This window comes from Streptomyces lycii (assembly GCF_009735685.1).
GTDB lineage: Bacteria > Actinomycetota > Actinomycetes > Streptomycetales > Streptomycetaceae > Streptomyces > Streptomyces lycii.
Window position 1 is genome coordinate 1 of record NZ_WHPN01000320.1, and the last position, 21024, is coordinate 21024.

The window sequence follows — 21024 nt, forward strand, 5'->3', positions numbered from 1 at the left end:
AGCGCCGCGGGCTGGCCCGCGCACTCCTCGACCAGGGTCTCCGCCGCGCGCGGGTCGACGGTGACCCGGGTGTCGCCCGCGTACCGGGCGATGAGCGCGACGGCCGCCGGGACGGGCAGCCCGCCGAGGGTGCACGGCCGGACGTCCGGGACCCCGGTCAGCGGTCCCTCGGAGACGGCGACGACCAGGCAGCCGGGCGTGTCCGGGACGAGTTCGCGCACCGGGTCGGGGTCCGCGGCGTCGTCCAGCAGCAGGACGCAGCGCCGGCCCGCGAGGGTATCCCGTACGGCCTGGGTCAGTTCGTCTTCGGACGAGCCCGCGGGGGCCGAGCCGCCGAGTTCCGCGAGCAGGTCGCGGGCGATGTCCTCCAGCGGCGGCGGGGGGCCGCCGGGGTCGGTCAGCCGGGCCCGGAACAGGCCGCCGGGATAGTCGTCCGCGACGGTACGGGCCAGCTCCTCCGCGAGCGCCGTGCGGCCGGAGCCGGGGCGGCCGGCGATCAGCAGCACCCGGCTGCGGGCCGGGGCGCGGCCGGAGAGGGTGTCGAGCCCGGCGCGGACGATGTCGGCCCGCAGTTCCTTCAGCTCCCGGTCCCGGCCGGCGAGGCGGGCACCGGCCGGGGGCGGGGCAGCGGGGCCCGGGCGTGCGTCTCCGGTGCCGATCGCCTGATCCGCCACGGGCCACGCTCCCGTTGTTCCGTCCCAACCGCGCACGAGCCCGGCGCGCCGGTGCGCGGGGCCCAACAGAGCGTAGTTCACCGATCGCGCGGCCCCGGCACGCTCCACTGCCCCGGGCCGCTCCGGCTTCTCCGGCTTCTCCGGCTTCTCCGGCTTCTCCGGCCGCTCCGGCTTCTCCGGCTTCTCCGGCCGCTCCTGCACGGCCCACCGGCCGGGCGGCCCCTCCCGCCCCCGGCACGCTCCACCGGCGGGGCCGGCTCCGCTCGCACCAGCCGCACCGTGCGACGCGGGCACGCCGTCGGAAGGGCCGGACGGGACACGCGGTCACCACGCCGCGGGCCGGACCCCCGCCGTCACCACGGGCGCTGCACGCGGGCACACGGACACACGGAACGCGGGCAGACGTGCAGCGGGCACACGGGAACGAACGCGACCGCACGGAAACGCCGCCGCCAGGCCCGCGGCGCGCGGGCCCACCGTCAGAACGGCCGCGCGGGCCAGGGTGCGTCCGCCGGGCGGAGGCCGTCCGGGCCGTCCGCGGCCGCGCGGGCCGCCGTCAGCGCGAGCACGCCGACGACCAGGCAGTTGTTGTGGAGTTCACCGGCGAGCACCCGGCGAACGAGGTCGTCGACCGGCACCCTGGCGAGCTCCATGTCGGCCTCCTCCTCGGAGACCTCGAACCGCTCGCCCTCCGCGTCCGACAGCTCCCGGGCGAGGAAGATCCGTACCGCCTCGTCGCAGCCGCCCGGTGTGGTGTAGACGTCGGTGAGCACCCGCCAGTCCTCGGCCTTGACGTGCGCCTCCTCGTACAGCTCGCGCTGGGCGGCGTGCAGCGGGTTCTCCCCCGGTACGTCCAGCAGCCCGGCCGGGATCTCCCAGAGCTTCTGGCGTACGGGGTGGCGGTACTGGCGCAGCACCAGGACGCGGTCCCGGTCGTCGAGGGCGAGGACGGCCACGGAGCCGGGGTGGACCTGGTAGTCGCGGCGGGCGACGCTGCCGTCGGGCATCACGACGTCGTCGGCGCGGACGCTGGTCTTGTTGCCCCGGAACGGGGTCTCGGTGGCGGTGACCCGCCATTCCTCCGGGGTGTCCCGGATGTCGGTCCCCTGGGTGCCCATCTGCGGTGGTCCTTTCACGCAAAGCCGGTGGCCGGGGCCGGGGCCCTCGCGGGTCCGGTCCCCGGCCAACCGTATCTTTCCGGCACCGGCCCTCCGGGCTCAGCTCGCCCGGCGGCCGTCCACGACGGCCTTCACCAGGCCGGCGAAGAGCGGGTGCGGCCGGGTCGGCCGGGAGCGCAGCTCCGGGTGGGCCTGGGTGGCGACCAGGTAGGGGTGCGTCTCGCGCGGGTACTCGACGTACTCGACGAGCTTGTTGTCCGGGGAGGTGCCGGAGAAGACCAGGCCGGCCTTCTTCTCCAGCTCGGCGCGGTAGGCGTTGTTGACCTCGTAGCGGTGCCGGTGGCGCTCCTCGACGTACGGCTGGCCGTCGTAGGTCTCGCGGACGATGGAGCCCTCGCCGAGCTTCGCCGGGTACATGCCGAGCCGCATGGTGCCGCCCATGTCGCCCTCGCCGGCGACGATGTCGAGCTGTTCGGCCATGGTGGAGACGACCGGGTGCGCCGTCGCGGCGTCGAACTCCGTGGAGTTCGCGCCGTCGATCCCGGCGAGGTTGCGCGCGGCCTCGATCACGATGCACTGCAGGCCGAGGCAGAGGCCGAGCAGCGGCAGCTTGTTCTCGCGGGCGTAGGTGATGGCGCCGACCTTGCCGTCCACGCCGCGCTCGCCGAAGCCGCCCGGGATGCAGACCGCGTCGACGTCGCCGAGCTGTTCGCGGGCTCCGTCCGGGGTACGGCAGTCGTCCGAGACGACCCACTTGATCTTCACCCGGGCGTTGTTGGCGAAGCCGCCGGCGCGCAGCGCCTCGGTCACCGACAGATAGGCGTCGGGGAGGTCGATGTACTTGCCGACGAGGGCGACCGTCACCTCGTGCTCGGGCCGGTGGACGCGGCCGAGGAGGTCGTCCCACTCGGTCCAGTCGACGTCCCGGAACGGCAGGTTGAGGCGGCGGACGGCGTACGCGTCGAGGCCCTCGGTGTGCAGCACCTTCGGGATGTCGTAGATCGACGGGGCGTCCTTGCAGGCGACGACCGCGTCCTCGTCCACGTCGCACATCAGCGAGATCTTGCGCTTGATGGAGACGGGGACGTCGCGGTCGGCGCGCAGCACGATCGCGTCCGGCTGGATGCCGATGTTGCGCAGCGCGGCGACGGAGTGCTGGGTCGGCTTCGTCTTCAGCTCGCCGGAGGGGCCGATGTAGGGCAGCAGTGAGATGTGGACGACGAAGACGTTGTCCCGGCCGACCTCGTGCCGCACCTGGCGGACGGCCTCCAGGAAGGGCAGCGACTCGATGTCGCCGACGGTGCCGCCGACCTCGGTGATGACGACGTCGACGTCCTCGGTCGCCATCCGCCGGATGCGGTGCTTGATCTCGTTGGTGATGTGCGGGATGACCTGCACGGTGTCGCCCAGGTACTCGCCGCGCCGCTCCTTGGCGATGACGGTGGAGTAGATCTGGCCGGTGGTGACGTTGGCGGTGCCGTCGAGGTCGACGTCGAGGAAGCGCTCGTAGTGGCCGATGTCCAGGTCGGTCTCGGCGCCGTCGTTGGTGACGAAGACCTCACCGTGCTGGAACGGGTTCATGGTGCCCGGGTCGACGTTCAGATACGGGTCCAGCTTCTGCATCGTCACGCGCAGACCGCGGGCCTTGAGCAGCCGGCCGAGGCTGGAGGCGGTGAGACCCTTGCCGAGCGAGGAGGCGACACCCCCGGTGACGAAGAGGTGCTTGGTCGTCATGGGCTTAGCGGCAATGGCCAAGAGGGGCTCCCGTGGTCGCGAGGTGAATTGCGGATCGGCGCCCCGATGGGGCGTCCGTCGCGTGAGGTTCCGGGGCGCCTTCCCATCGGGTGCCGTCCCACCGGTCCACGGGCTACCAGGGTATCAGCGCCCCCGGACAGCCGCTCCGGGGCGCACCCGGCCACTGCGCGCTGTAGCCCACCCGATCGGCTCAGTCACCTTGCGGCGACCGTCACACGCAGCCCTGCTCAGGCCGTATCCTGCTCGGACACATCAGCGAGCCGGCCGGCATGGCACCACCACCGTCAGTCTCCGGAGCGAGAGCTCGTTCAATGTTCCCTTGACCTGAAATACGCCCCCGTGGGGCAAACGAAGGCCGTTCGACTGGAGACGCACGTGGCCGGGCGCATCGAGGACTACGCACTCATCGGCGATATGCAGACCGCCGCACTGGTCTGCCGGGACGGGACGGCCGACTGGCTGTGTCTGCCCCGGTTCGACTCGCACGCAATTTTCGCCGGCCTCCTCGGCACGGACGAACACGGATTCTGGCGGCTGGGCCCGGCCCACGCCCCGGACGAGGAGCCGCCGTCCGCCGACCGGCGGCGCTACCGCGGTGACTCGCTGGTGCTGGAGTCGGAGTGGGACACTCCGCGCGGCACGGTCCGTGTGATCGATTTCATGCCGCCGCGTGACGGGGCGCCGCAGCTGATCCGGATCGTGGAAGGGGTCAGCGGCCGGGTGCCGATGCGGTCGGCGCTGCGGATGCGCTTCTCCTACGGCTGGGTCGTGCCGTGGGTGCAGCAGGTGGAGCACCGTACGGTGGCCGTCGCCGGGCCCGACTCGGTGTGGTTCGACACCGACCAGGAGACGCACGGCGAGGACCTCACCACCTATTCGGACTTCACGGTCTCGCCGGGCGAGCGCGTCGCGTTCACCATCAGCTGGCAGCCCTCGCACAAGGACGCGCCGCCGCTGCCGGAGCCCGAGATGTCCCTGGAGGCCACCGAGGACTTCTGGCGCGAGTGGGTCGCCCAGTGCACGTACCACGGCCCCTACCGGGACGCGGTGGTCCGTTCGCTGATCACGCTCAAGGCCCTGACGTACGGCCCGACGGGCGGCATCGTCGCGGCGCCCACGACATCGTTGCCGGAGGACATCGGCGGCAGCCGGAACTGGGACTACCGCTTCACCTGGCTGCGGGACGCCGCCATCACGCTGTCCTCGCTGCTGCGCACCGGCTACCGGGAGGAGGCGCGGGCCTGGCGCGAGTGGCTGCTGCGCGCCGTCGCCGGCGACCCGGAGAACCTCCAGATCATGTACGGCATCGCGGGCGAGCGCGAGCTGGGCGAGACCGACCTCACCTGGCTCCCCGGCTACGAGGGCTCGCAGCCGGTACGGGTCGGCAACGGCGCCGCGGGACAGCTCCAGCTCGACGTCTACGGCGAGGTCACCGAGGCGCTGCACCTCGCGCACATGACCGGGCTGGCCCGCAACGACTACGCCTCGCTGCTCCAGATCAAGCTGATCTCGTACCTGGAGGACCACTGGGACGAGCCGGACGAGGGCATCTGGGAGGTCCGCGGCCCGCGTCGGCACTTCGTGCACTCGAAGGTCATGGCCTGGGTCGCGGTCGACCGGACGGTCAAGCTGATCGAGTCGGGTGACGTGGAGGGTCCGCTGGAGCGCTGGCGCGACCTGCGGGACGAGATCCACCGCACGGTGTGCGAGCGCGGCTACGACAAGGAGCGCAACACCTTCACGCAGTCCTACGGCTCCCGGGAGCTGGACGCCTCGCTGCTGCTCATCCCGCAGATGGGCTTCCTGCCGCCGGACGACAAGCGGGTCATCGGCACCATCGAGGCCATTCAGCGGGAGCTGTCCACCCCGGACGGTTTCGTGCTGCGCTATCCGACGCAGGGCGAGGACGCGGGCGTGGACGGTCTGGAGGGCGACGAGGGTGCCTTCCTGGCGTGCTCGTTCTGGCTCGCGGACGACCTCGCGATGATCGGGCGCGTCGAGGAGGCCCGGAAGCTGTTCGAGAAACTGCTGGCGCTCCGCAACGACCTCGGTCTGCTGGCCGAGGAGTGGGACCCGCGGCTCCAGCGGCAGGTGGGCAACTTCCCGCAGGCCTTCAGCCACGTCCCGCTGATCGACACCGCGCTGCGGCTGACGGCCTCGGGGGCGTACGGCGCGTGACGCCGCCGCCGCGCCGTCAGACGGCGCCCAGCGTGAGAGTGAACGACTCCGGCGCGCCGTCCTCGATGTACGAGGCGAAGCCGGCGACGTCGTCGAAGGCGAAGCCGTAGGCCTTGCCGTCGGCGCTGGCCTCGTGCATCACCCGGGCGTAGTGGTTGGCGATCTGCTCCTGGTAGAAGGTGGCGGGGTCGGTGCTCGGCTGCTCCGCCTGGGAGAGCAGCGTGGCCCGGTTGAAGCCCGCGCCGAGGATGGCCGCGACGGGGCCGGTCGTGCCGTCGTTGGGCGCGGCGAGGTTCCCGTCGCAGAACAGCACGTCTCGGGTGGTCGGCTTGGCGAAGGACACCTCGGCGGGGCCGGTGAAGGCGAACTGGTCCCCGCTGACCCGGCCGGTGAAGGTGCCCGCGTTGGTGGTGACCTTCAGGTCCGCCGAGGCGTAGTGGCTCCACACCTCGTCGATGGCGGGGGCGAAGTAGTCCTCGGCGAAGATGCCGGTGTCCAGGCCGTGGCCGGGCGCGATGACCCGCTTGTCGCCGACGACGAGCTTGTCGTAGCCCTCGACGCCCGCCAGGTCGGAGAAGATCTTCGCGCGGGCGCCCTCCTTCAGCTCGCCGGCCTTCTGGTCCTTGGCGCCGGTCAGATGGATGTCCAGCGGGACGCTGAACATGTCCACCATCGTGGTGTTGCAGTACATCCCGCCGTCGTTGTAGGTGAACTCGGCGCAGTCGTGCAGCACCTCGTAGTTCGGGTCGGACTCCACCCAGCCGGCCGGGTACGCGAGGGCGGCGCTGCCGTCCCCGCCCTCGACCGCCTTGAACTTGAGCTTGTCACCGAGGGCAACGTAGATCCGTCCGGACATCTTGGGCAGCGTCAACTGGGTGTCGCCGCTGCCGGCGAGCGGGATGGCGTAGTCGGTGAAGCCGTCGTCGCCGTTGTCCGACAGCGCGATCGGGGCGAGCGTGCCGTCGGGCGTGACGCGCACCTGGCGGCCGCCCTCGTTGCCGACGATGTAGACCCACACGGACGCGTTGTCGAACGAACCGGTCTTGTTCGCGATGGTGAGCGCCAGTCCCGCCGCGGCCTTGGACCGCGGCGCGAGGACGGAGCCGTTCGCGTGGCCGGACAGCAGGGTGGCACCGGAACCGACGGCGGCACCGGCCGCGAGCCCGCCGAGAAGCTTCCTACGGCTGATCATGGAACTCATCCCTCGCTCTGCTGTACGGACACGTGGTCGACGATCATCGGGACGCCGGGCTTCGTGGCGTCGGTGGGGGTGGCGTGCCCGGCCACGCCGTCGGGGAAGGCGCCGCCCATCGCGAGGTTGAGCAGCACGAAGTGGCCGTGGTGGGTGGCGTTCGCCCAGGTCTCGGCGTCCAGGTCGGCGGCGGTGACCGAGTGGTACTCCTGGTCGTCGACGTACCAGCGCAGGGCCTCGGTGTCACCGCTGCGGTCCAGCTCCAGCGCGTAGGTGTGGAAGCCGGACTGGCAGGTGCTGCCGGGGCAGGGCGTGGAGGCGCCGATGCCGTCGTTCTCGTTGCAGGGGCCGCCGGGCGCGGTGCCGCAGTGCAGGACGCCCCAGACGGAGTTGACGCCGTTGACGTTCTCCATGATGTCGAACTCGCCGATGCCCGGCCAGTTCCAGTAGTTGCCGCGGTACTCGTCACCGAGCGTCCAGAAGGCCGGCCAGTAGCCGAGCGCCTCGTCGCCGGTGATGTCCGGCATCTGGATGCGCGCCTCGATGCGCATCTTGCCGCCCTCGGGCGCGGCGAAGTCGCTGCGCTTGGTCTCGATGCGGCCGGAGGTCCACTGCCCGGAGCCGTCCTTCAGCGGGGTGATCTTCAGATGGCCCTCGCCGTCCTGGCTGATGTTGTCCGGGTTGTCGGTGTACGTCTGGGTCTCACCGGTGCCCCAGTTGGCCGGGCCGCCCGGGTAGGACGTCCCGGTGTCGATGATCCACTCGTCGGTGGACGGCAACTGGCCCGCGGGACCGTCGAAGTCCTCCCGCCAGACCTCCTGAAGGGCGGCGGGGTCCGCCTTCGGAGCGTCCTCGGCGAAGGCCGGCGGCAATGCGACCAGGCCGCCGGCGATCAGGCCGGCCGCAGCCGCTGCCAGCCATGTCTTCTTGCTCATGTCAGAGTCTCCTCGCAAGGTGGGGGACAGAGGAGCAGGCTTGAGAGCGCTCTCAAGCCATGCGCAAGACAGTGCCGATCTCAGGCTGTAGCGTCAACCCTCTGCGACGAAAAAGGAGTTGGACGTGCCCGAAACCCGCCCCACGCTGGAAGCCGTCGCCGCACAGGCCGGGGTGTCCCGCGCCACCGTGTCCCGCGTGGTCAACGGCTTCGCGGGGGTCCGTGAGGAGGTGCGGGAAAAGGTCCAGCGGGCCGTCGCCGAACTCGGTTACGTACCGAACAGCGCGGCCCGCAGTCTCGTCACTCGGCGTACAGGCGCGATCGCCGTGGTGATCGCCGAACCGGAGCGGCGGGTCTTCGCCGATCCCTTCTTCGCCCAGCAGCTGCGCGGGGTCAGCCGCGAGCTGTCCGCCAGCGACACCCAGCTGGTGCTGCTGCTCGTGGAGAACACCCGGGACTACGACCGCATCGGCCGCTACCTCGCCGGCGGCCATGTCGACGGCACCCTGATGTTCTCCCTGCACCGGGACGACCCGCTGCCGTCGATGGCCGCCCGCTCGGAGCTGCCGACGGTCTTCGGCGGCAGACCCGGCTGGCCGGGCGCGGAGGACGACCCGGAGCTGCTGTACGTCGACAGCGACAACCGCGACGGGGCCCGGCAGGCGGTACGCCATCTGCTCGACCGGGGCCGCCGGCGGATCGCCGTCATCACCGGACCGCTCGACCAGACGTCGGCGGCGGACCGCCTGGAGGGCTACCACGAGGCGCTGGCGGGCGCCCCGGGCGCCAACGGGGTGCCGGGGGCCTCCGGGGCTCAGGAGGCCGGTCTCGTCGCCCAGGGCGACTTCACCGCCGAGGGCGGCGAGCGGGCCATGACGGAGCTGCTGGACCGCCACCCCGGCCTCGACGCCGTCTTCGCGGGCTCGGACCTGATGGCCTCGGGCGCGCTGCGGGCGCTGCGGGCACGCGGCCGCCGGATCCCCGAGGACGTCGCCGTCGTCGGCTACGACGACATGGAGTCGGCGGCGTGGTCCGACCCGCCGCTCACCACCGTTCACCAGGACATCGAGGAGATGGGCGGGCTGATGGCGTCCCTGCTGCTGCGCCGGATCGGCGTGGTGCCCGCGGTGGCGGAACTGGCGCCGGTCGTCACACCGGTCCGGCTGGTGGTGCGGTCCTCGACGTAGCCGGGGGGTGCGGGCCGCGCGGGGGACACCGGGCGGACGGGATTCCGGACGCGGAGGCGGCGCAGCCGCCGCTGAGGCCCGCGCGCCGGGATACCGGGAGCAGGCGAGGCCCGGACGCGGAGGGCACGCAGCCGCCGCTGAGGCCCGCACGGCGGGGACACCTGGAGCGACGAGGTGTCCCCGACGCGAAGGGTACGCAGCCGCCGCAGAGGCCCGCGCGACGGGACACCGGAAGCGGACGAGGCTCCGGACGCGGAGGGATTCGCCCTGGTCAGAGGTCAGCGGTAGCGTCCCGGCATGGACGCCGAGGCCACGATCACCGTACGGGACGCGCTCGCGCTGCCCGCCCTGCGCCGCGGGCTGCCCGAGGTCGTCGCCGCCGGGGAGAATCTCGACCGCCCCGTGCGCTGGGTGCACGCGGGCGAGGTGCCCGACATCGCCTCCCTGCTCAAGGGCGGCGAGCTGCTGCTGACCACCGGTCTCGGCATCGGTGCCCGGCCGGCCGAGCAGCGTGCCTTCGTACGGAATCTCGCCGAGCGCGGCATCGCCGCGCTGGTCGTCGAGCTGGGCGGACGGTTCAGCGGCCGGCTGCCGGGCCCGCTCCTGGACACCGCCCGGGACCGCGGCCTTCCGCTGGTGCAGCTGCACCGGCAGGTGCCGTTCGTGACGGTCACCGAGGAGATCCACACGGAGATCGTCAACGGGCACTACGCGATGCTCCGCAGCGCCGAGGAGGTGCACCGCCGGTGCACCGAGCTGCTGCTGCGCGGCGGTGGCGCCCCCGACGTGCTGCGGCTGCTGGCCGGCTTCGCGGGCAATCCGGTCTTCCTGGAGACACCCGACGGCCGACTTCTCTACGCGGCCTCGCCCGCAGCGCCGGAATCCCCCGCCGCCGCGCCGCACACGGCCGCCGTTTCCGCCGGGCCGGGTCCGGCCGCCGACGCCGTGCAGATCTGGGACAGGCTGCGCCGCCGGCGGGCCGAGCCGGGCCCGCCGTCCGGGCCGGGGGCGCCCGGCGCGGCCTTCCGGGGCGGGGCGGCGGCGGACGCCCGGGAGACGGACGTTCGGCGGAGCGAGGCCCCGGCCGCGCACGGCGTGAAGTCGGACGGCGGGAAGGCGGACGGCGGGAAGGCGGACGGCGCGCGGTCGGACGGCCGGAAGGCGGACGGCGCGGGGCCGGGCGCCGCGCGGCCGGACGGGAGGGGGTCCGGCCTCACGGGAACGGCCGGCGCGGCGTCCGGTCACTCGGAACCGGCCGGCACGGGGGCGGGGATCCGCGGCGGCTGCGTCGTGGACATCCCCGGCGGCGGCGCCGGGCCGGGCTCGGTACGGGCGCGGCTGGTCGTGCTGCCCGTCGACCGCCCGCTCGCCCCGGTGCACCGGATCGCCGCGGAACGCACCGCCGGGCTGCTGGCCGTGGTGCTGATGCAGGCGCGGCAGGAGGAGGAACTGGCCGCGCGCGGCCGGGGCGACTTCCTGACCGATCTCGCCGAGGGGCGCACGGCCGCGGCGGACGCCCCCGCGCAGGCCCGGGTGCTCGGCTTCCGCCCTGCCGACGGCGGGGTGCTGCTGCCGGTCGTGATGCGGCTGCCCGCCGAGCTGATGCCCGCGGGCGACTGGGCGGTCCTGGTGCGGGCCGCGCAGGAGGAGCTGACGACGGTGGGGCTGCCGGTGCTGCTGGGGGTCCGGCCGGTCGAGGGGCGCGTACCGCTGCTGCTGGGACTGCGGTCCGAGGGGGAACGGGCGGCCGCCGCCGACCGGGTGGCGGCGGCACTGCGGGCCGCGGTCGAACGGGCCGGGCTGCCGCGCTCCGGGGCGGCCCCGCCCGTCGTCGTGGTCGGGGTGCCGGGCGGCTGGAGCGGCGCCGGCGCGGGGCTGCGGCACGCCGCCGAGGCGGCGGCCGCCGCTCAGGGGCTGCCGGACCGGCCCTGGCACGACGCCCGGCGGCTCGACATCGACCTGCTGCTGTGGCGGCTGCGGGAGCATCCGGACCTCGCGGCGTTCGTGGACCGGGCCATCGGCCCGCTGCTCGCCCACGACCGCGGGTCGCGGCCCGCGCTGCTGCCGACCCTGGAGGCGTATCTGGCGCACGCGGGCCGCAAGGCCGAGACGGCACGCGAACTGCATCTCAACCGCCAGACGCTCTACGACCGGCTGGCGCGGATCGCCCAGCTGCTGGCCGCGGACCTGGACGACCCGCAGACGGTGCTGGGCCTCAACCTGGCGCTCCAGGCCCGCCGGCTCACCCGCTGAGCCGCGCACGCGCTCAGCCGCCGCTCAACGGCTCGGTGCCCGGGGGCGGCTTGGCAGCTCGGGGCTTGAGGGCTTCGGGGGTGTGGGGCCTTGGCCCCGGGGCTGCAGGCCGGGATTTGGGGCTCAGGGCCGGGATTTGGGGCTCGGGACCGGGGCCCCGCCGGAGGAGGCGGCCCGTGCCGGGGGTCAGGGGCGGGGGCCCGGGGTGTGTCTGCGCGGCGCGGCGCCGAAGAGTTCGTCGTAGACGCTCAGGACCTGCACGACCGTGTCGTCCTCCGTGGACCACCCGGCGACCCGGGCCTGTCCGCGGGCCGCGAGACGGGCGCACCGTTCCGGGTCGGCGAGCAGCGAGCGCACGGTGGCGGCCAGCTCGGCCACACTGCCGTACGGGACGAGTTCCGCCGCGTCACCGACGAGTTCCGGTACGCCGCCGACGGCCGTGGCGACCAGCGGCACCCCCGTGCGCAGCGCTTCCTGCACGAGCAGCGAACGGGCCTCCCAGCGGCTGGCCAGGATCGCGACGTCGGCGGCCGCGAGGAGTTCGGCCGCGTCGTCACGCCGGCCGAGGAGCCGGACCGGCAGGTTCTCGGCGTCGATGCGGCGCTGTAACGGGACGCGTGCCGGGCCCTCCCCGGCGACCACGAGCAGCGGCTGCGGGTCGATCGCGCGCCACTCCCGGGCGGCGTCCAGGAGAAGTTCGAGGCCCTGCCGCCGTTCCAGCCGGGCGACGGCGATCAGCAACGGCCGTTCCACGGCGCCCAGGTCGGCCCGCGCCTTGTGCCGGAGCAGGTCGCCGTCCTCGGCCGGGGAGGCGAGCACGTCGTGCCGCCCGGTCGGGAATCCGGGGAGGGCGACCGGGCCGAGCCGGGCGTCCCTCGCTCCTCGCCCGCGGGCCCGGTCGACGAGTTCGGTGGACGCGCCGAGGACGATGTCCGCGGCCCGGACGGCGCGCCGCTCCAGCAGCCGTACGGCGGCGGCGCGGACTCCCTCGGCGTGCGGCCTGCGGTGCCAGGTGAGCACGAGCGGCACGGTGCTGCCGCTGAGCGCGACAGCGGCCCGGGCGGCGGCGCGCAGACCGTGCGCGTGGACGACGTCCGCTCCGGCGCACACCGCGCGCAGGGCCGCGACGGTCGCGGGGTCGGAACGGGACGCGACCGCCGCGAAATGCGCACCGGCGCCGGTGAAGTCGTAGGAGTCCAGGGCGCGTCGCGGGGCGCAGACGGTGACGCGCACGCCCCGCGCGACCAGCCCCGCCGCGAGCGACCTGACGTGCACACCGCTGCCCGAACTGCCGTTTCCCAGCACGTGGACGACGTGCATGACGGACTGCCGCGGCGGTACGGGGGTGTTGCTCACGCGGGTGGAGCTCCTGGTGTCGGCTTCGGTCGGGCGCGGCCCCTGCCCGGGGCGGGCCGGAACGGCGCGTTGCGCCACCAGGATGCCAGCCCCGGCGGCGGCACCGGGACACAGCCGCCGGGTTTTGCCCCCGCCGGGCGGTCGCGGCCGGACCGGCCGGCCGCGGAGCCGCGTCCCTCGGGCACCGTTGCCCGGCCCGAAACCGGCTCCGAGCGGCCCGGAAGCGGCTCCGGCTGATCCTCTGATCCGGCTCTTCCTGCTGTTCCCGCAGTTCCGGTTGTTCCGGTTGTTCCTGTGGCTGCGGCTCTTTCTGTTGCCGTGCCGTGGCTGTCGCCGTGGCCGTGGCTGTCGCCGTGGCCGTGGCTGTCGCCGTGGCCGTGGCTGTGGCCGTCGACGTGCCGTGTGGCCACGGCCACAGCTGCCACCGTGCTGTAGCTGTGGCATCTCGCCGCGTTGTGGCCGTGGCTGTGGCCGTGGCGGTCGGGATTTCTCCGCCGGAGTCCTTCCGGCCGCGTCCTTCCCTCCACCACGGTCCGCCGACGGCCTCCGGGAAGCGCCCTCAGGTCCTCCGGCTGCCCGCCGGGCGCACCGGCGTCGCCCCGCGCGAGAACACCGAGACCGGTTCCGGACGGCGGCCGAGTTCGTCCCAGGCTCGGAGTACGGGGCGCTGGTGCCAGGCTCCGCCGTTCGAGACCCGGTCGCCCGCGACGGCCGCGACGACGAGGGCCAGCGCGTGCAGCACCAGGCCCGCCCGGTCGTTCCCGGCCACGATCGCCACCCCGAGGCCGGCACCGAGGGCGTGCGCGCCGGAGTCGCCGAGCATGGTCCGTTCCGCCAGGTCGTCGGCGAGTACGGCGGCTGTGGCGCCGACCGGCGCCGCGGCGAGCACCGCCGCCGCTCCCCCGCGCAGCAGTCCCGGCGCGCCCGCCGTCAGCACCGCCTTGGCCGCGCGGCCCGGCCGTACGTCGAGCAGGTTCACCAGGTGCGCGGCCCCGGCGATCACCGTTCCCGCCAGCAGCTTGTCGAGGACCTTCTCCTCGATGAGCGCACCGGCCGCGAGCCCCGCCGCGCCGATGCCGATGAGCTTCACCGCTCCCGAGGTGACCTCACCCCGGCGCAGCGCCGCCAGGTGGGACCGGAATCCGCGCCGCGCGTCACCGCGGCCCCGGATGTCGTCGTACGCCCCGCAGGCTCCCGCGGCGAGCACCACGAGGGCCGCGGCGCTGCGGGTCCGGACGGGCAGGCCGGGGGCCGCGGCCACGGCCAGGCCGGTGCCCAGCGCGACGGCGGGACCGGCGTACAGGTCGACGGGACGCCCCGCGTGGTTGGGGCGCTCCCAGATCTCCGCGCCGCCCGGCGGCCTGCGGCGCATCCCGGCCACCGCGGCGCGGGCCGCGCCCGCCGCGGCGAACAGGGCCGTCACCCGTCCCCCGATCGCGACGCCGTCCGGCACCACCATGTCTCGCTCCCCTCGGACGTGCGCTGAACCGCCCGACACCCTACGCCTCCGGGGCAGTTGAACGTTCCGGCACCCGGCGACGCGGCCCGGTGCCCGGACGGCAGAGACCGGAACCGGCCGGACCCGGCCCCGGCGACGCCCCGGCGCCCGACGGCAGCAGGGCCCCCGGCGCCCGACGGCAGCACGGGCCGCGGCACCACCCGGACCTCGGTGGCGCCCCAACCTCGATGGCCCCGGACCTCGATGGCGGCCCGCATTTCCGGCGGCAGCACGGACCGCCGCTGCGCCCCGGACCGCGGTGACGGCCCGGATCCCGACGACGGCCCGGTTTCCGGCGGCAGCACGGCCCACGCCCGTCCGGGGGCGGAAACGGAAGGCCGGTGACCGGAAACGGAAGCCCGGTACGGGCGACGAAGCCGCGGGCGGCCGCCCCGGCCCGGTCAGCCCGACCGCAGGTCGGTGGTCGCCCGGGCCGTCTCCAGCAGTTCCTCGGCGTGCGCCCGGGCCAGTTCGGAGTCCTCCTGGCCCGCGAGCATCCGCGAGAGTTCCCGGATGCGGTCCTCACCCTCCATCGCCTGCACCCCGCTCCGGGTCACGGACCCCTCGTGCGTCTTCTCCACCACCAGGTGCCGGTCCGCGAAGGCCGCGACCTGCGGCAGGTGCGTGACGACCACGACCTGGGCCGACTGCGCCAGCCGCGCCAGCCGGCGGCCCACCTCGACCGCCGCCTTGCCGCCGACTCCGGCGTCCACCTCGTCGAAGAGGTAGGTCGGCACCGGCGCGGAGCCCGCGAAGACGACCTCGACGGCGAGCATCACGCGGGACAGTTCGCCGCCGGAGGCACCCTTGGCGATGGGGCGCGGCTGCGCGCCCGGGTGCGGGGCGAGGAGCAGTTCCACCTCGTCGGCGCCGGTGGGGCCGAAGGCGACCCTGCGTCCGTCGACCTCGACGCCGTCGGGGCTCTCGGTCTGCCGGATGTCGATGCTCACGCGGGCGTGCGGCATGGCCAGTTCGGCCAGCTCCGCGGTGACCGCGTCGGCGAACCGCTTCGCCGCCTCGGTGCGCGCGTCGGTCAGGGCCTGGGCCAGCCCGGACAGTTCGGCGCGGAGCGTGTCGTGCTCCTGGGTGAGTTCGGCGATCCGGTCGTCGTCGTTGTCGAGTTCGGCGAGCCGGGCGGCGCTCCGTTCGGCCCAGGCGAGCACGGCCGCGCAGCCGTCGGGCCGGCCGTCACCGTCGTCCTCGGCCCCGGCGGCGCCGGGCGTCCCGGGCGGGGCGGGCTGGTCGCTGCCGTACTTGCGGATGAGGTGGGTCAGCACCGCACGCCGCTCCTCGACAGCCGCGAGCCGCAGCGGGTCGGCGTCCAGGTCGTCGGCGTATCCGGCGAGTTCCCCGGCGACGTCCGAGAGCAGGATGCCGATCTCGCCGGCCCGGTCCGCGAGGGCGGCCAGCGCCGGGTCGTGCGACCTTACGGCCTCCAGGGCGCGGTGCGCGCCTGCGACGAGGGTGGCGGCGTCCACGGCCTCCAGATCCTCCGGATTGCCGGCGAGGGCACCGTGCGCGGCGGTGGCGGCGGAGGCCAGCGCCTCCGCGTGCCCCAGACGCTCGGCCTCGGCGGCGAGTTCGGCGTCCTCGCCCGGCTGCGGCTCGGCGGCGGCGATCTCCTCCAGACCGAACCGCAGCAGCTCGGCCTCCTGGGCGCGCTCGCGGGCGCGGGTGGTGATCTCCTCCAGCTCGGCGGCGACGGCCCGGAGCCTGCGGTAGGCGATCTCGTACTCGCCGAGCGGGCCGGCGACGCCGTAGCCCGCGTAGCGGTCGAGTGCCTGGCGCTGCCGGGCGGGACGCAGCAGGCCCTGCTGATCGGTCTGCCCGTGTACGGCGACCAGGTCGTCGGCGAGTTCGCCGAGCAGCCCGACGGGCACGGACCGGCCGCCGAGGTGGGCCCGGGAGCGGCCCTCGGCGGAGACGGTACGGCTGATGAGCAGGGCGCCGTCGTCCAGCTCGGCCCCGGCCTCCTCGGCCCGGAGGGCCGCGGGTGCGTCCGGGGACACGACGATGCGCCCCTCGACGACCGCGGCCTTGGCCCCGATCCGCACCAGGCCGGCGTCGGCGCGGCCGCCGAGCAGCAGCCCGAGGCTGGTGACGACCATCGTCTTCCCCGCACCCGTCTCGCCGGTCACCGCGGTGAATCCGGGTGACAGCTCCACGACTGCGTCGTCGATGACTCCGAGCGACCGTATCCGCATCTCCTCCAACACGGACACGACCTTACGAGGTCGGACGGCCACGGCGCGACGTCCCTCCCCGTGCGGGCTCCCCGCGAACGGCCCGGATGCGCCTCCGGGACACCGCCCGGGCCGCCCGGGGGTGCTCCCGGCCGGTCCGGACGGTCACCGAGGGGTCCGGGCCGGTCTCCTCACGGTGACGCCCGGGCACACGGACCGGCCGGGGCGACACGACTACGGCGGGGGCTGCGGCTGCGACCGTGGGCTGGGCTGAGCTGGGCTGCACGCTGCGCCGTTTTCACCGGCTCCGCCCGTTTCAGCGGTTTCAGCGGTTCCGCCGGTTCACCGGTACGGACGACCGCCCGCGCCACGCCCTCGGGCCCGCCGCCGAGAACCGCGAGGGGCGCGAAGACCGCGGGGAATCTCGCGAGAATCGCGGACACCGCGAAGAACCGGAAGAACCGCGAAGAATCCCGGAGAGGCTCGGAGAGGCACGGAGGATCGCCGGGATCTCGGGGATCCGTACGGCATCCCCGAGATCCCGGCGATCCCCGTATCCCGCATTCCCTAGTTCGGCGCCCCGCGCCAGCCCGCCACCGGCAGCGCGAACTTCGCGACGAGCCGGTCCGTGAACGACGCGTGGTGCAGCCGAGCCAGCCGCACCGGCACGGCACCCCGCCTGACCTCGACCCGGGCGCCCGCGGGCAGTTCGACGGTGCGCCGCCCGTCGCACCACAGCACTCCGTTCGGCGTCTGCGGCTGAACCTCCACGGCCAGCACCGAGTCCGGCGTGGTCACCAGCGGCTTCGCGAACAGCGCGTGCGCGCTGATCGGCACCATCAGCAGCGCCTCGACCTCCGGCCAGACGACGGGCCCGCCGGCCGAGAAGGCGTACGCGGTGGAGCCGGTGGGCGTGGCGCAGACGACGCCGTCGCCACCGAAGCGGGAGACGGGACGGCCGTCGACCTCGGTGACGACCTCCAGCATCCGCTCACGGGCCGCCTTCTCGACGGACGCCTCGTTGAGCGCCCAGTCGGTGTGCACGATCTCCCCGTCGGTGTGCACCTCCACGTCGAGCGTCATCCGTTCCTCCACCTCGTAGGAACGGGTGACGACCCGGTCGACCACCTTGTCCAGGTCGTCGCGCTCGGCCTCGGCGAGGAACCCGACCCGGCCCAGGTTGACACCGAGCATCGGCACCCCGGAGGCACGGGCGAACTCGGCGCCGCGCAGCAGCGTGCCGTCGCCGCCGAGGACGATGAGCAGCTCGCTGCCGTCGAGGACGTCCTGGCCGCTGCCGGCGTCCACGAGTTCGACGGCGGGCGGCAGTGGCAGGTCGACGGCCTCCTCGGTGAGGACGCGTACGCCGATGCCGCTGCGCAGCAGTCCCTGGACGACGAGTTCGGCGCTGCGCACGGCGGCCGGCCGGCCGGTGTGCGCGAGCAGGAAAACGGTGCGTGCTGTCGTCTTCGTCAACGCGGGCCCTCCGCCACTGCACGGTCCACATCTGCCGGGTCGAGTGGGGGCGCCCCGGCGCGCAGCCACAGAAAGTACTCGACGTTCCCCGACGGGCCCGGCAGCGGGCTGGCGGTCACGCCCAGCACCCCGAGTCCGTGTTCCGCCGCCTGCCGGGCGACGCCCCGTACCGCTTCGGCGCGCAGTTCCGGGCTGCGGACGACGCCTCCGCTGCCGAGCCGTTCCCGGCCCACCTCGAACTGCGGCTTCACCATGAGCACGAGGTCCGCGCCGGGCGCGGTGCAGCGCACCAGGGCGGGCAGCACGAGGCCCAGCGGGATGAACGACAGGTCGCCGACGACGAGGTCGACCGGCTCGCCGCCGATGAGGTCCGTATCAAGTTCACGGACATTCGTACGGTCCCGGACGGTGACCCGTTCATCGCTCTGCAGCGACCAGGCCAGCTGCCCGTATCCGACGTCGACGGCGACGACGTGCGCCGCACCGGCGCGCAGGAGCACATCGGTGAAGCCGCCGGTGGAGGCGCCCGCGTCGAGCGCCCGCCGGCCCTCGACGGCCAGCCCGTGCGGGGTGAAGGCGGCGAGGGCGCCGGCGAGTTTGTGGCCGCCGCGGGAGACGTAGTCGGGGTCGTCGTCGTCCTCCGTCACGACCACGGCGGCGGCGGTCTCCACCTGGGTGGCGGCCTTGCGGGCCGTCGTCCCGCCGACGGTCACCCGGCCCGCGGCGATCAGCTGGCTCGCGTGTTCGCGCGACCGGGCCAGCTTGCGGCGCACCAGCTCCGCGTCGAGTCGGCGTCGTGACACTGCCACGGGTGGTTCAGCTCCTGTGCTCGTACGGGGTTGAGCGGGCCGTGAGGCCCGTGCGGACTTCCGGAGGGCCCGTGCGGACTTTCGGAGGGCCCGGGCGGGTGCCCTGAGGGCCCGGGTGACCGCCCGGCGGGCCCGGGTGCTGGTCGAGCGCGGTGAGCGTGTCGCGCAGGCCCCGGTGCACATCCTCGTACACCTCGAGATGGCCGTCGGCGGGGAGGTGGTCGGCGTCGGCCAGTCTGGCCAGCCGCGCGTCGACCTCCGCGTTGCCGGTGGGGGTGCGGTCGACGCCGAGCGGAGCGGGCCCGGCGGGCTCGTCGCGCCCCGCCTCGGCGGTGCTGCCGGCAGCCGCGTCGGCGGGAGCGGCTTCGACGGGGGCCGCGTCGGCAGGAGCGGCGTCGGCGGTACCGGAGGGCGCCGTGTCGTCCGGGGTGCCGTGCTCCCGGGTGTCCTCCCCGGCCGGGGCCCCGTACGGACGCTCCGGCCGGGCCTCGTAGGGACGCTCCGGCTCGGTCCCGTACGGACGCCCCGGCTCGGTCCCGTACGGACGTCCGGGGGTGGCCCCGTGCGGACTTCCCCGCCCGGCCTCGTACGGACGCCCCGACGTGGCCCCGTACGGGCCCCCGGGCGGGCTCCCCTGCTGCGGGGACGCTGCGGTCGGCTCGTTCATGTCCCCGACGCTACCGGGCCCGCGGCGTCGGCGGGCCCACCGCGCCCTGCGGTACCGTCGATCACGATGACCACGACCCTCGACGACTGCCGCGCGGCGCTCGGCAGGCTGGCGCGGAACCTTGCCGGGGCGAACGGCGAGGTGCGCCGGGCCACCGCCGTGGACCGCTCGCTGAGCTGCCATGTCACCGACCTCGACGTCACGTTCACCGGGCGGCTCACGGACGGCCGGATCGAGGACGTGACGGCCGCTCCCGGCCCGCCCGCCGAGCGCGCCCAGATCCGGCTCGCGATGACCGGGGACGACCTGGTGGCCATGGTCGACGGCGAGCTGCACTTCGCCAAGGCCTGGGGGAGCGGCCGGGTCCGCCTGGAAGCCGGTTTCCGCGATCTGCTGCGGCTGCGCTCCCTGCTGTAGCCCGCGCCCCCGCGCCCCGCTCGGCTGCCGTCCCGCAGCGGCCCGCATCCACCACTGCCCGCCTCCGCCGTTGCCCGTCCCGCCACTGCCCGTCCCGCCGTGGCCCGTCCGGCGGCTGCCCGTTCCGCCGATGCCCCCGCGGCTGCCCGTCCGGCGGCGGCCCGTTCGCGGCGGCCCGTTCCGCCGCTGCTCGTCCGCTGCGGCCCGCCCGCAGCGGCGGAGGCGGGTGCCCGGCACCGGCCGACACCGGCTGCCGGTGTCAGCCCGACGCGGAGACCGCCGGGTCCGGCACCGCCGCGGCCTTCGCCCCGGCCGCCCGGCGCTTCCGCGCCGCCGGGACGACCAGCGGGGTGCCCGTCTCCGGGTCGTCGATCACCTGGCAGGGCATCCCGAACACCTGCTCCACCAGCTCTGCCGTGACGATCTCCCCGGGCGGTCCCTCGGCGACGACCGCGCCGTCCCGCATCGCGATGAGGTGCGTGGCGTAGCGCGCGGCGTGGTTCAGGTCGTGCAGTACGGCGACGAGGGTGCGGCCCTGTTCCTCGTGCAGGCCGGCGCAGAGGTCCAGGACGTCGATCTGGTGCTGGATGTCGAGATAGGTCGTGGGCTCGTCGAGCAGCAGCAGCGGGGTCTGCTGGGCGATGGCCATCGCGATCCAGACCCGCTGCCGCTGGCCGCCCGAGAGTTCGTCCACGTAACGGTCGGCGAGTTCGGCGACACCGGTCGCGGCCATGGACTCCCGTACGACCCGCTCGTCGGTCTCCGACCACTGGCGCAGCAGCCCCTGGTGGGGGTAGCGGCCGCGGCCCACGAGATCGGCGACGGTGATGCCGTCGGGCGCCACCGAACTCTGCGGGAGCAGTCCCAGCGTGCGGGCGACCTGCTTCGCGGGCCGGGAGCTGATGGAGCGGCCGTCGAGCAGCACCGCCCCGGCCGCCGGCCGCAGCATCCGGGAGAGGGCGCGCAGCAGGGTGGACTTGCCGCAGGCGTTGGGGCCGACGACGACCGTGAAGGAGTTGTCCGGCACGGAGACCGTGAGGTTCTCCGCGATGACCCGCTGGTCGTAGGCGAGGGTGACGGCTTCGGCGGCGAGGCGGCTCGTCGGGGCGTGCGGCACGGGGTCTCTCCTGGCGGTCGTTGCGGTGCCGGCGGGCTGCGGGCGGGGAGTGTCCGCGGCGGCGGGGCCGGTCGCGGCGGAACGGTCCGTGACCGGGCTCCCGGCAGCGGAACGGTCCGTGACCGGACTGTCGGCGGCGGGGCCGGTCGCGGCGGAACGGTCCGTGACCGGACTGTCGGCGGCGGAACGGTCCATGGCGGGGCTGTCCGG

The 21024-nt window shown here is 74.6% G+C and carries 16 protein-coding genes; 4 read left to right on the forward strand and 12 right to left on the reverse strand.

Going from position 1 to position 21024, the window contains the following annotated elements; translation table 11 throughout:
- From GCU69_RS19795 to GCU69_RS19805, 3 genes are all read right to left on the reverse strand, one after another.
- The coding region (locus GCU69_RS19795; RefSeq protein WP_156206767.1) for an ATP-binding protein at window positions 1–674 on the reverse strand (674 nt) is incomplete at its 3' end.
- 479 nt (window positions 675–1153) lie between these two features.
- Entirely contained in the window at window positions 1154–1792 is a 639-nt protein-coding gene (locus GCU69_RS19800; protein ID WP_156206768.1) for an NUDIX domain-containing protein, read from the reverse strand.
- A gap of 99 nt (window positions 1793–1891) precedes the next feature.
- On the reverse strand, window positions 1892–3526 hold the full coding sequence (locus tag GCU69_RS19805) for a CTP synthase (RefSeq protein WP_098751195.1): 1635 nt from the start codon (window positions 3524–3526) through the stop codon (window positions 1892–1894).
- Between the two features lie 435 nt (window positions 3527–3961).
- On the opposite strand from GCU69_RS19805, the gene GCU69_RS19810 reads away from it, so the two are divergent.
- Window positions 3962–5725, forward strand: a complete 1764-nt coding sequence (locus tag GCU69_RS19810) for a glycoside hydrolase family 15 protein (protein ID WP_098751213.1) — start codon at window positions 3962–3964, stop codon at window positions 5723–5725.
- Between the two features lie 16 nt (window positions 5726–5741).
- Here the strand turns inward: GCU69_RS19810 and GCU69_RS19815 are convergent, their stop codons facing one another.
- Window positions 5742–6917 carry a beta-1,3-glucanase family protein gene (locus GCU69_RS19815; protein WP_098751196.1) on the reverse strand — a complete coding sequence of 392 codons (1176 nt, stop codon included), beginning with the start codon at window positions 6915–6917 and terminating at the stop codon, window positions 5742–5744.
- Between the two features lie 5 nt (window positions 6918–6922).
- Window positions 6923–7852, reverse strand: coding sequence for a glycoside hydrolase family 16 protein (locus tag GCU69_RS19820; RefSeq protein ID WP_156206769.1), 930 nt, complete (start codon window positions 7850–7852; stop codon window positions 6923–6925).
- Window positions 7853–7976: 124 nt separating this feature from the next.
- On the opposite strand from GCU69_RS19820, the gene GCU69_RS19825 reads away from it, so the two are divergent.
- Together GCU69_RS19825 and GCU69_RS19830 are read left to right on the forward strand one after the other, a co-directional pair.
- Window positions 7977–9038 carry a LacI family DNA-binding transcriptional regulator gene (locus GCU69_RS19825; protein ID WP_156206770.1) on the forward strand — a complete coding sequence of 354 codons (1062 nt, stop codon included), beginning with the start codon at window positions 7977–7979 and terminating at the stop codon, window positions 9036–9038.
- Between the two features lie 297 nt (window positions 9039–9335).
- Complete coding sequence (locus GCU69_RS19830; protein ID WP_156206771.1) at window positions 9336–11291, forward strand: PucR family transcriptional regulator; 1956 nt, start codon at window positions 9336–9338, stop codon at window positions 11289–11291.
- A gap of 186 nt (window positions 11292–11477) precedes the next feature.
- On the opposite strand, the gene GCU69_RS19835 is transcribed toward GCU69_RS19830, so the two are convergent.
- From GCU69_RS19835 to GCU69_RS34785, 6 genes are all read right to left on the reverse strand, one after another.
- Window positions 11478–12647 carry a glycosyltransferase family 4 protein gene (locus GCU69_RS19835; protein ID WP_408055823.1) on the reverse strand — a complete coding sequence of 390 codons (1170 nt, stop codon included), beginning with the start codon at window positions 12645–12647 and terminating at the stop codon, window positions 11478–11480.
- Window positions 12648–13206: 559 nt separating this feature from the next.
- Window positions 13207–14106 (reverse strand): hypothetical protein, encoded by a 900-nt coding sequence (locus tag GCU69_RS19840; protein ID WP_235978583.1) that lies wholly within the window; start codon window positions 14104–14106, stop codon window positions 13207–13209.
- Window positions 14107–14546: 440 nt separating this feature from the next.
- Window positions 14547–16349 (reverse strand): DNA repair protein RecN, encoded by a 1803-nt coding sequence (locus GCU69_RS19845; RefSeq protein WP_156206778.1) that lies wholly within the window; start codon window positions 16347–16349, stop codon window positions 14547–14549.
- 546 nt (window positions 16350–16895) lie between these two features.
- A complete protein-coding gene (locus GCU69_RS19850; protein ID WP_098751201.1) occupies window positions 16896–17804 on the reverse strand; it encodes an NAD kinase in 909 nt (302 codons plus the stop codon).
- Complete coding sequence (locus GCU69_RS19855; protein WP_156206779.1) at window positions 17801–18607, reverse strand: TlyA family RNA methyltransferase; 807 nt, start codon at window positions 18605–18607, stop codon at window positions 17801–17803. The genes GCU69_RS19850 and GCU69_RS19855 overlap by 4 nt, the downstream gene beginning before the upstream one ends.
- Window positions 18608–18620: 13 nt before the next feature.
- Window positions 18621–19280, reverse strand: a complete 660-nt coding sequence (locus GCU69_RS34785) for a hypothetical protein (protein ID WP_408055824.1) — start codon at window positions 19278–19280, stop codon at window positions 18621–18623.
- Window positions 19281–19346: 66 nt separating this feature from the next.
- Here GCU69_RS34785 and GCU69_RS19865 point away from each other — a divergent pair, with 66 nt between their 5' ends.
- On the forward strand, window positions 19347–19697 hold the full coding sequence (locus tag GCU69_RS19865) for a sterol-binding protein (protein WP_098751203.1): 351 nt from the start codon (window positions 19347–19349) through the stop codon (window positions 19695–19697).
- Between the two features lie 259 nt (window positions 19698–19956).
- On the opposite strand, the gene GCU69_RS19870 is transcribed toward GCU69_RS19865, so the two are convergent.
- Window positions 19957–20814 carry an ABC transporter ATP-binding protein gene (locus tag GCU69_RS19870; RefSeq protein ID WP_156206772.1) on the reverse strand — a complete coding sequence of 286 codons (858 nt, stop codon included), beginning with the start codon at window positions 20812–20814 and terminating at the stop codon, window positions 19957–19959.
- Between the last annotated feature and the right edge of the window lie 210 nt (window positions 20815–21024).

What these genes read in the sequence shown, in the direction of transcription:
- GCU69_RS19830 (WP_156206771.1), top strand. Translation starts at nt 9,336, where the DNA reads ATGGACGCCGAGGCCACGATCACCGTACGGGACGCGCTCGCGCTGCCC.
- GCU69_RS19800 (WP_156206768.1), bottom strand. Translation starts at nt 1,792, where the DNA reads ATGGGCACCCAGGGGACCGACATCCGGGACACCCCGGAGGAATGGCGG.
- GCU69_RS19805 (WP_098751195.1), bottom strand. Translation starts at nt 3,526, where the DNA reads ATGACGACCAAGCACCTCTTCGTCACCGGGGGTGTCGCCTCCTCGCTC.
- GCU69_RS19820 (WP_156206769.1), bottom strand. Translation starts at nt 7,852, where the DNA reads ATGAGCAAGAAGACATGGCTGGCAGCGGCTGCGGCCGGCCTGATCGCC.
- GCU69_RS34785 (WP_408055824.1), bottom strand. Translation starts at nt 19,280, where the DNA reads ATGAACGAGCCGACCGCAGCGTCCCCGCAGCAGGGGAGCCCGCCCGGG.
- GCU69_RS19810 (WP_098751213.1), top strand. Translation starts at nt 3,962, where the DNA reads ATGCAGACCGCCGCACTGGTCTGCCGGGACGGGACGGCCGACTGGCTG.
- GCU69_RS19815 (WP_098751196.1), bottom strand. Translation starts at nt 6,917, where the DNA reads ATGATCAGCCGTAGGAAGCTTCTCGGCGGGCTCGCGGCCGGTGCCGCC.
- GCU69_RS19845 (WP_156206778.1), bottom strand. Translation starts at nt 16,349, where the DNA reads ATGCGGATACGGTCGCTCGGAGTCATCGACGACGCAGTCGTGGAGCTG.
- GCU69_RS19865 (WP_098751203.1), top strand. Translation starts at nt 19,347, where the DNA reads ATGACCACGACCCTCGACGACTGCCGCGCGGCGCTCGGCAGGCTGGCG.
- GCU69_RS19840 (WP_235978583.1), bottom strand. Translation starts at nt 14,106, where the DNA reads ATGGTGGTGCCGGACGGCGTCGCGATCGGGGGACGGGTGACGGCCCTG.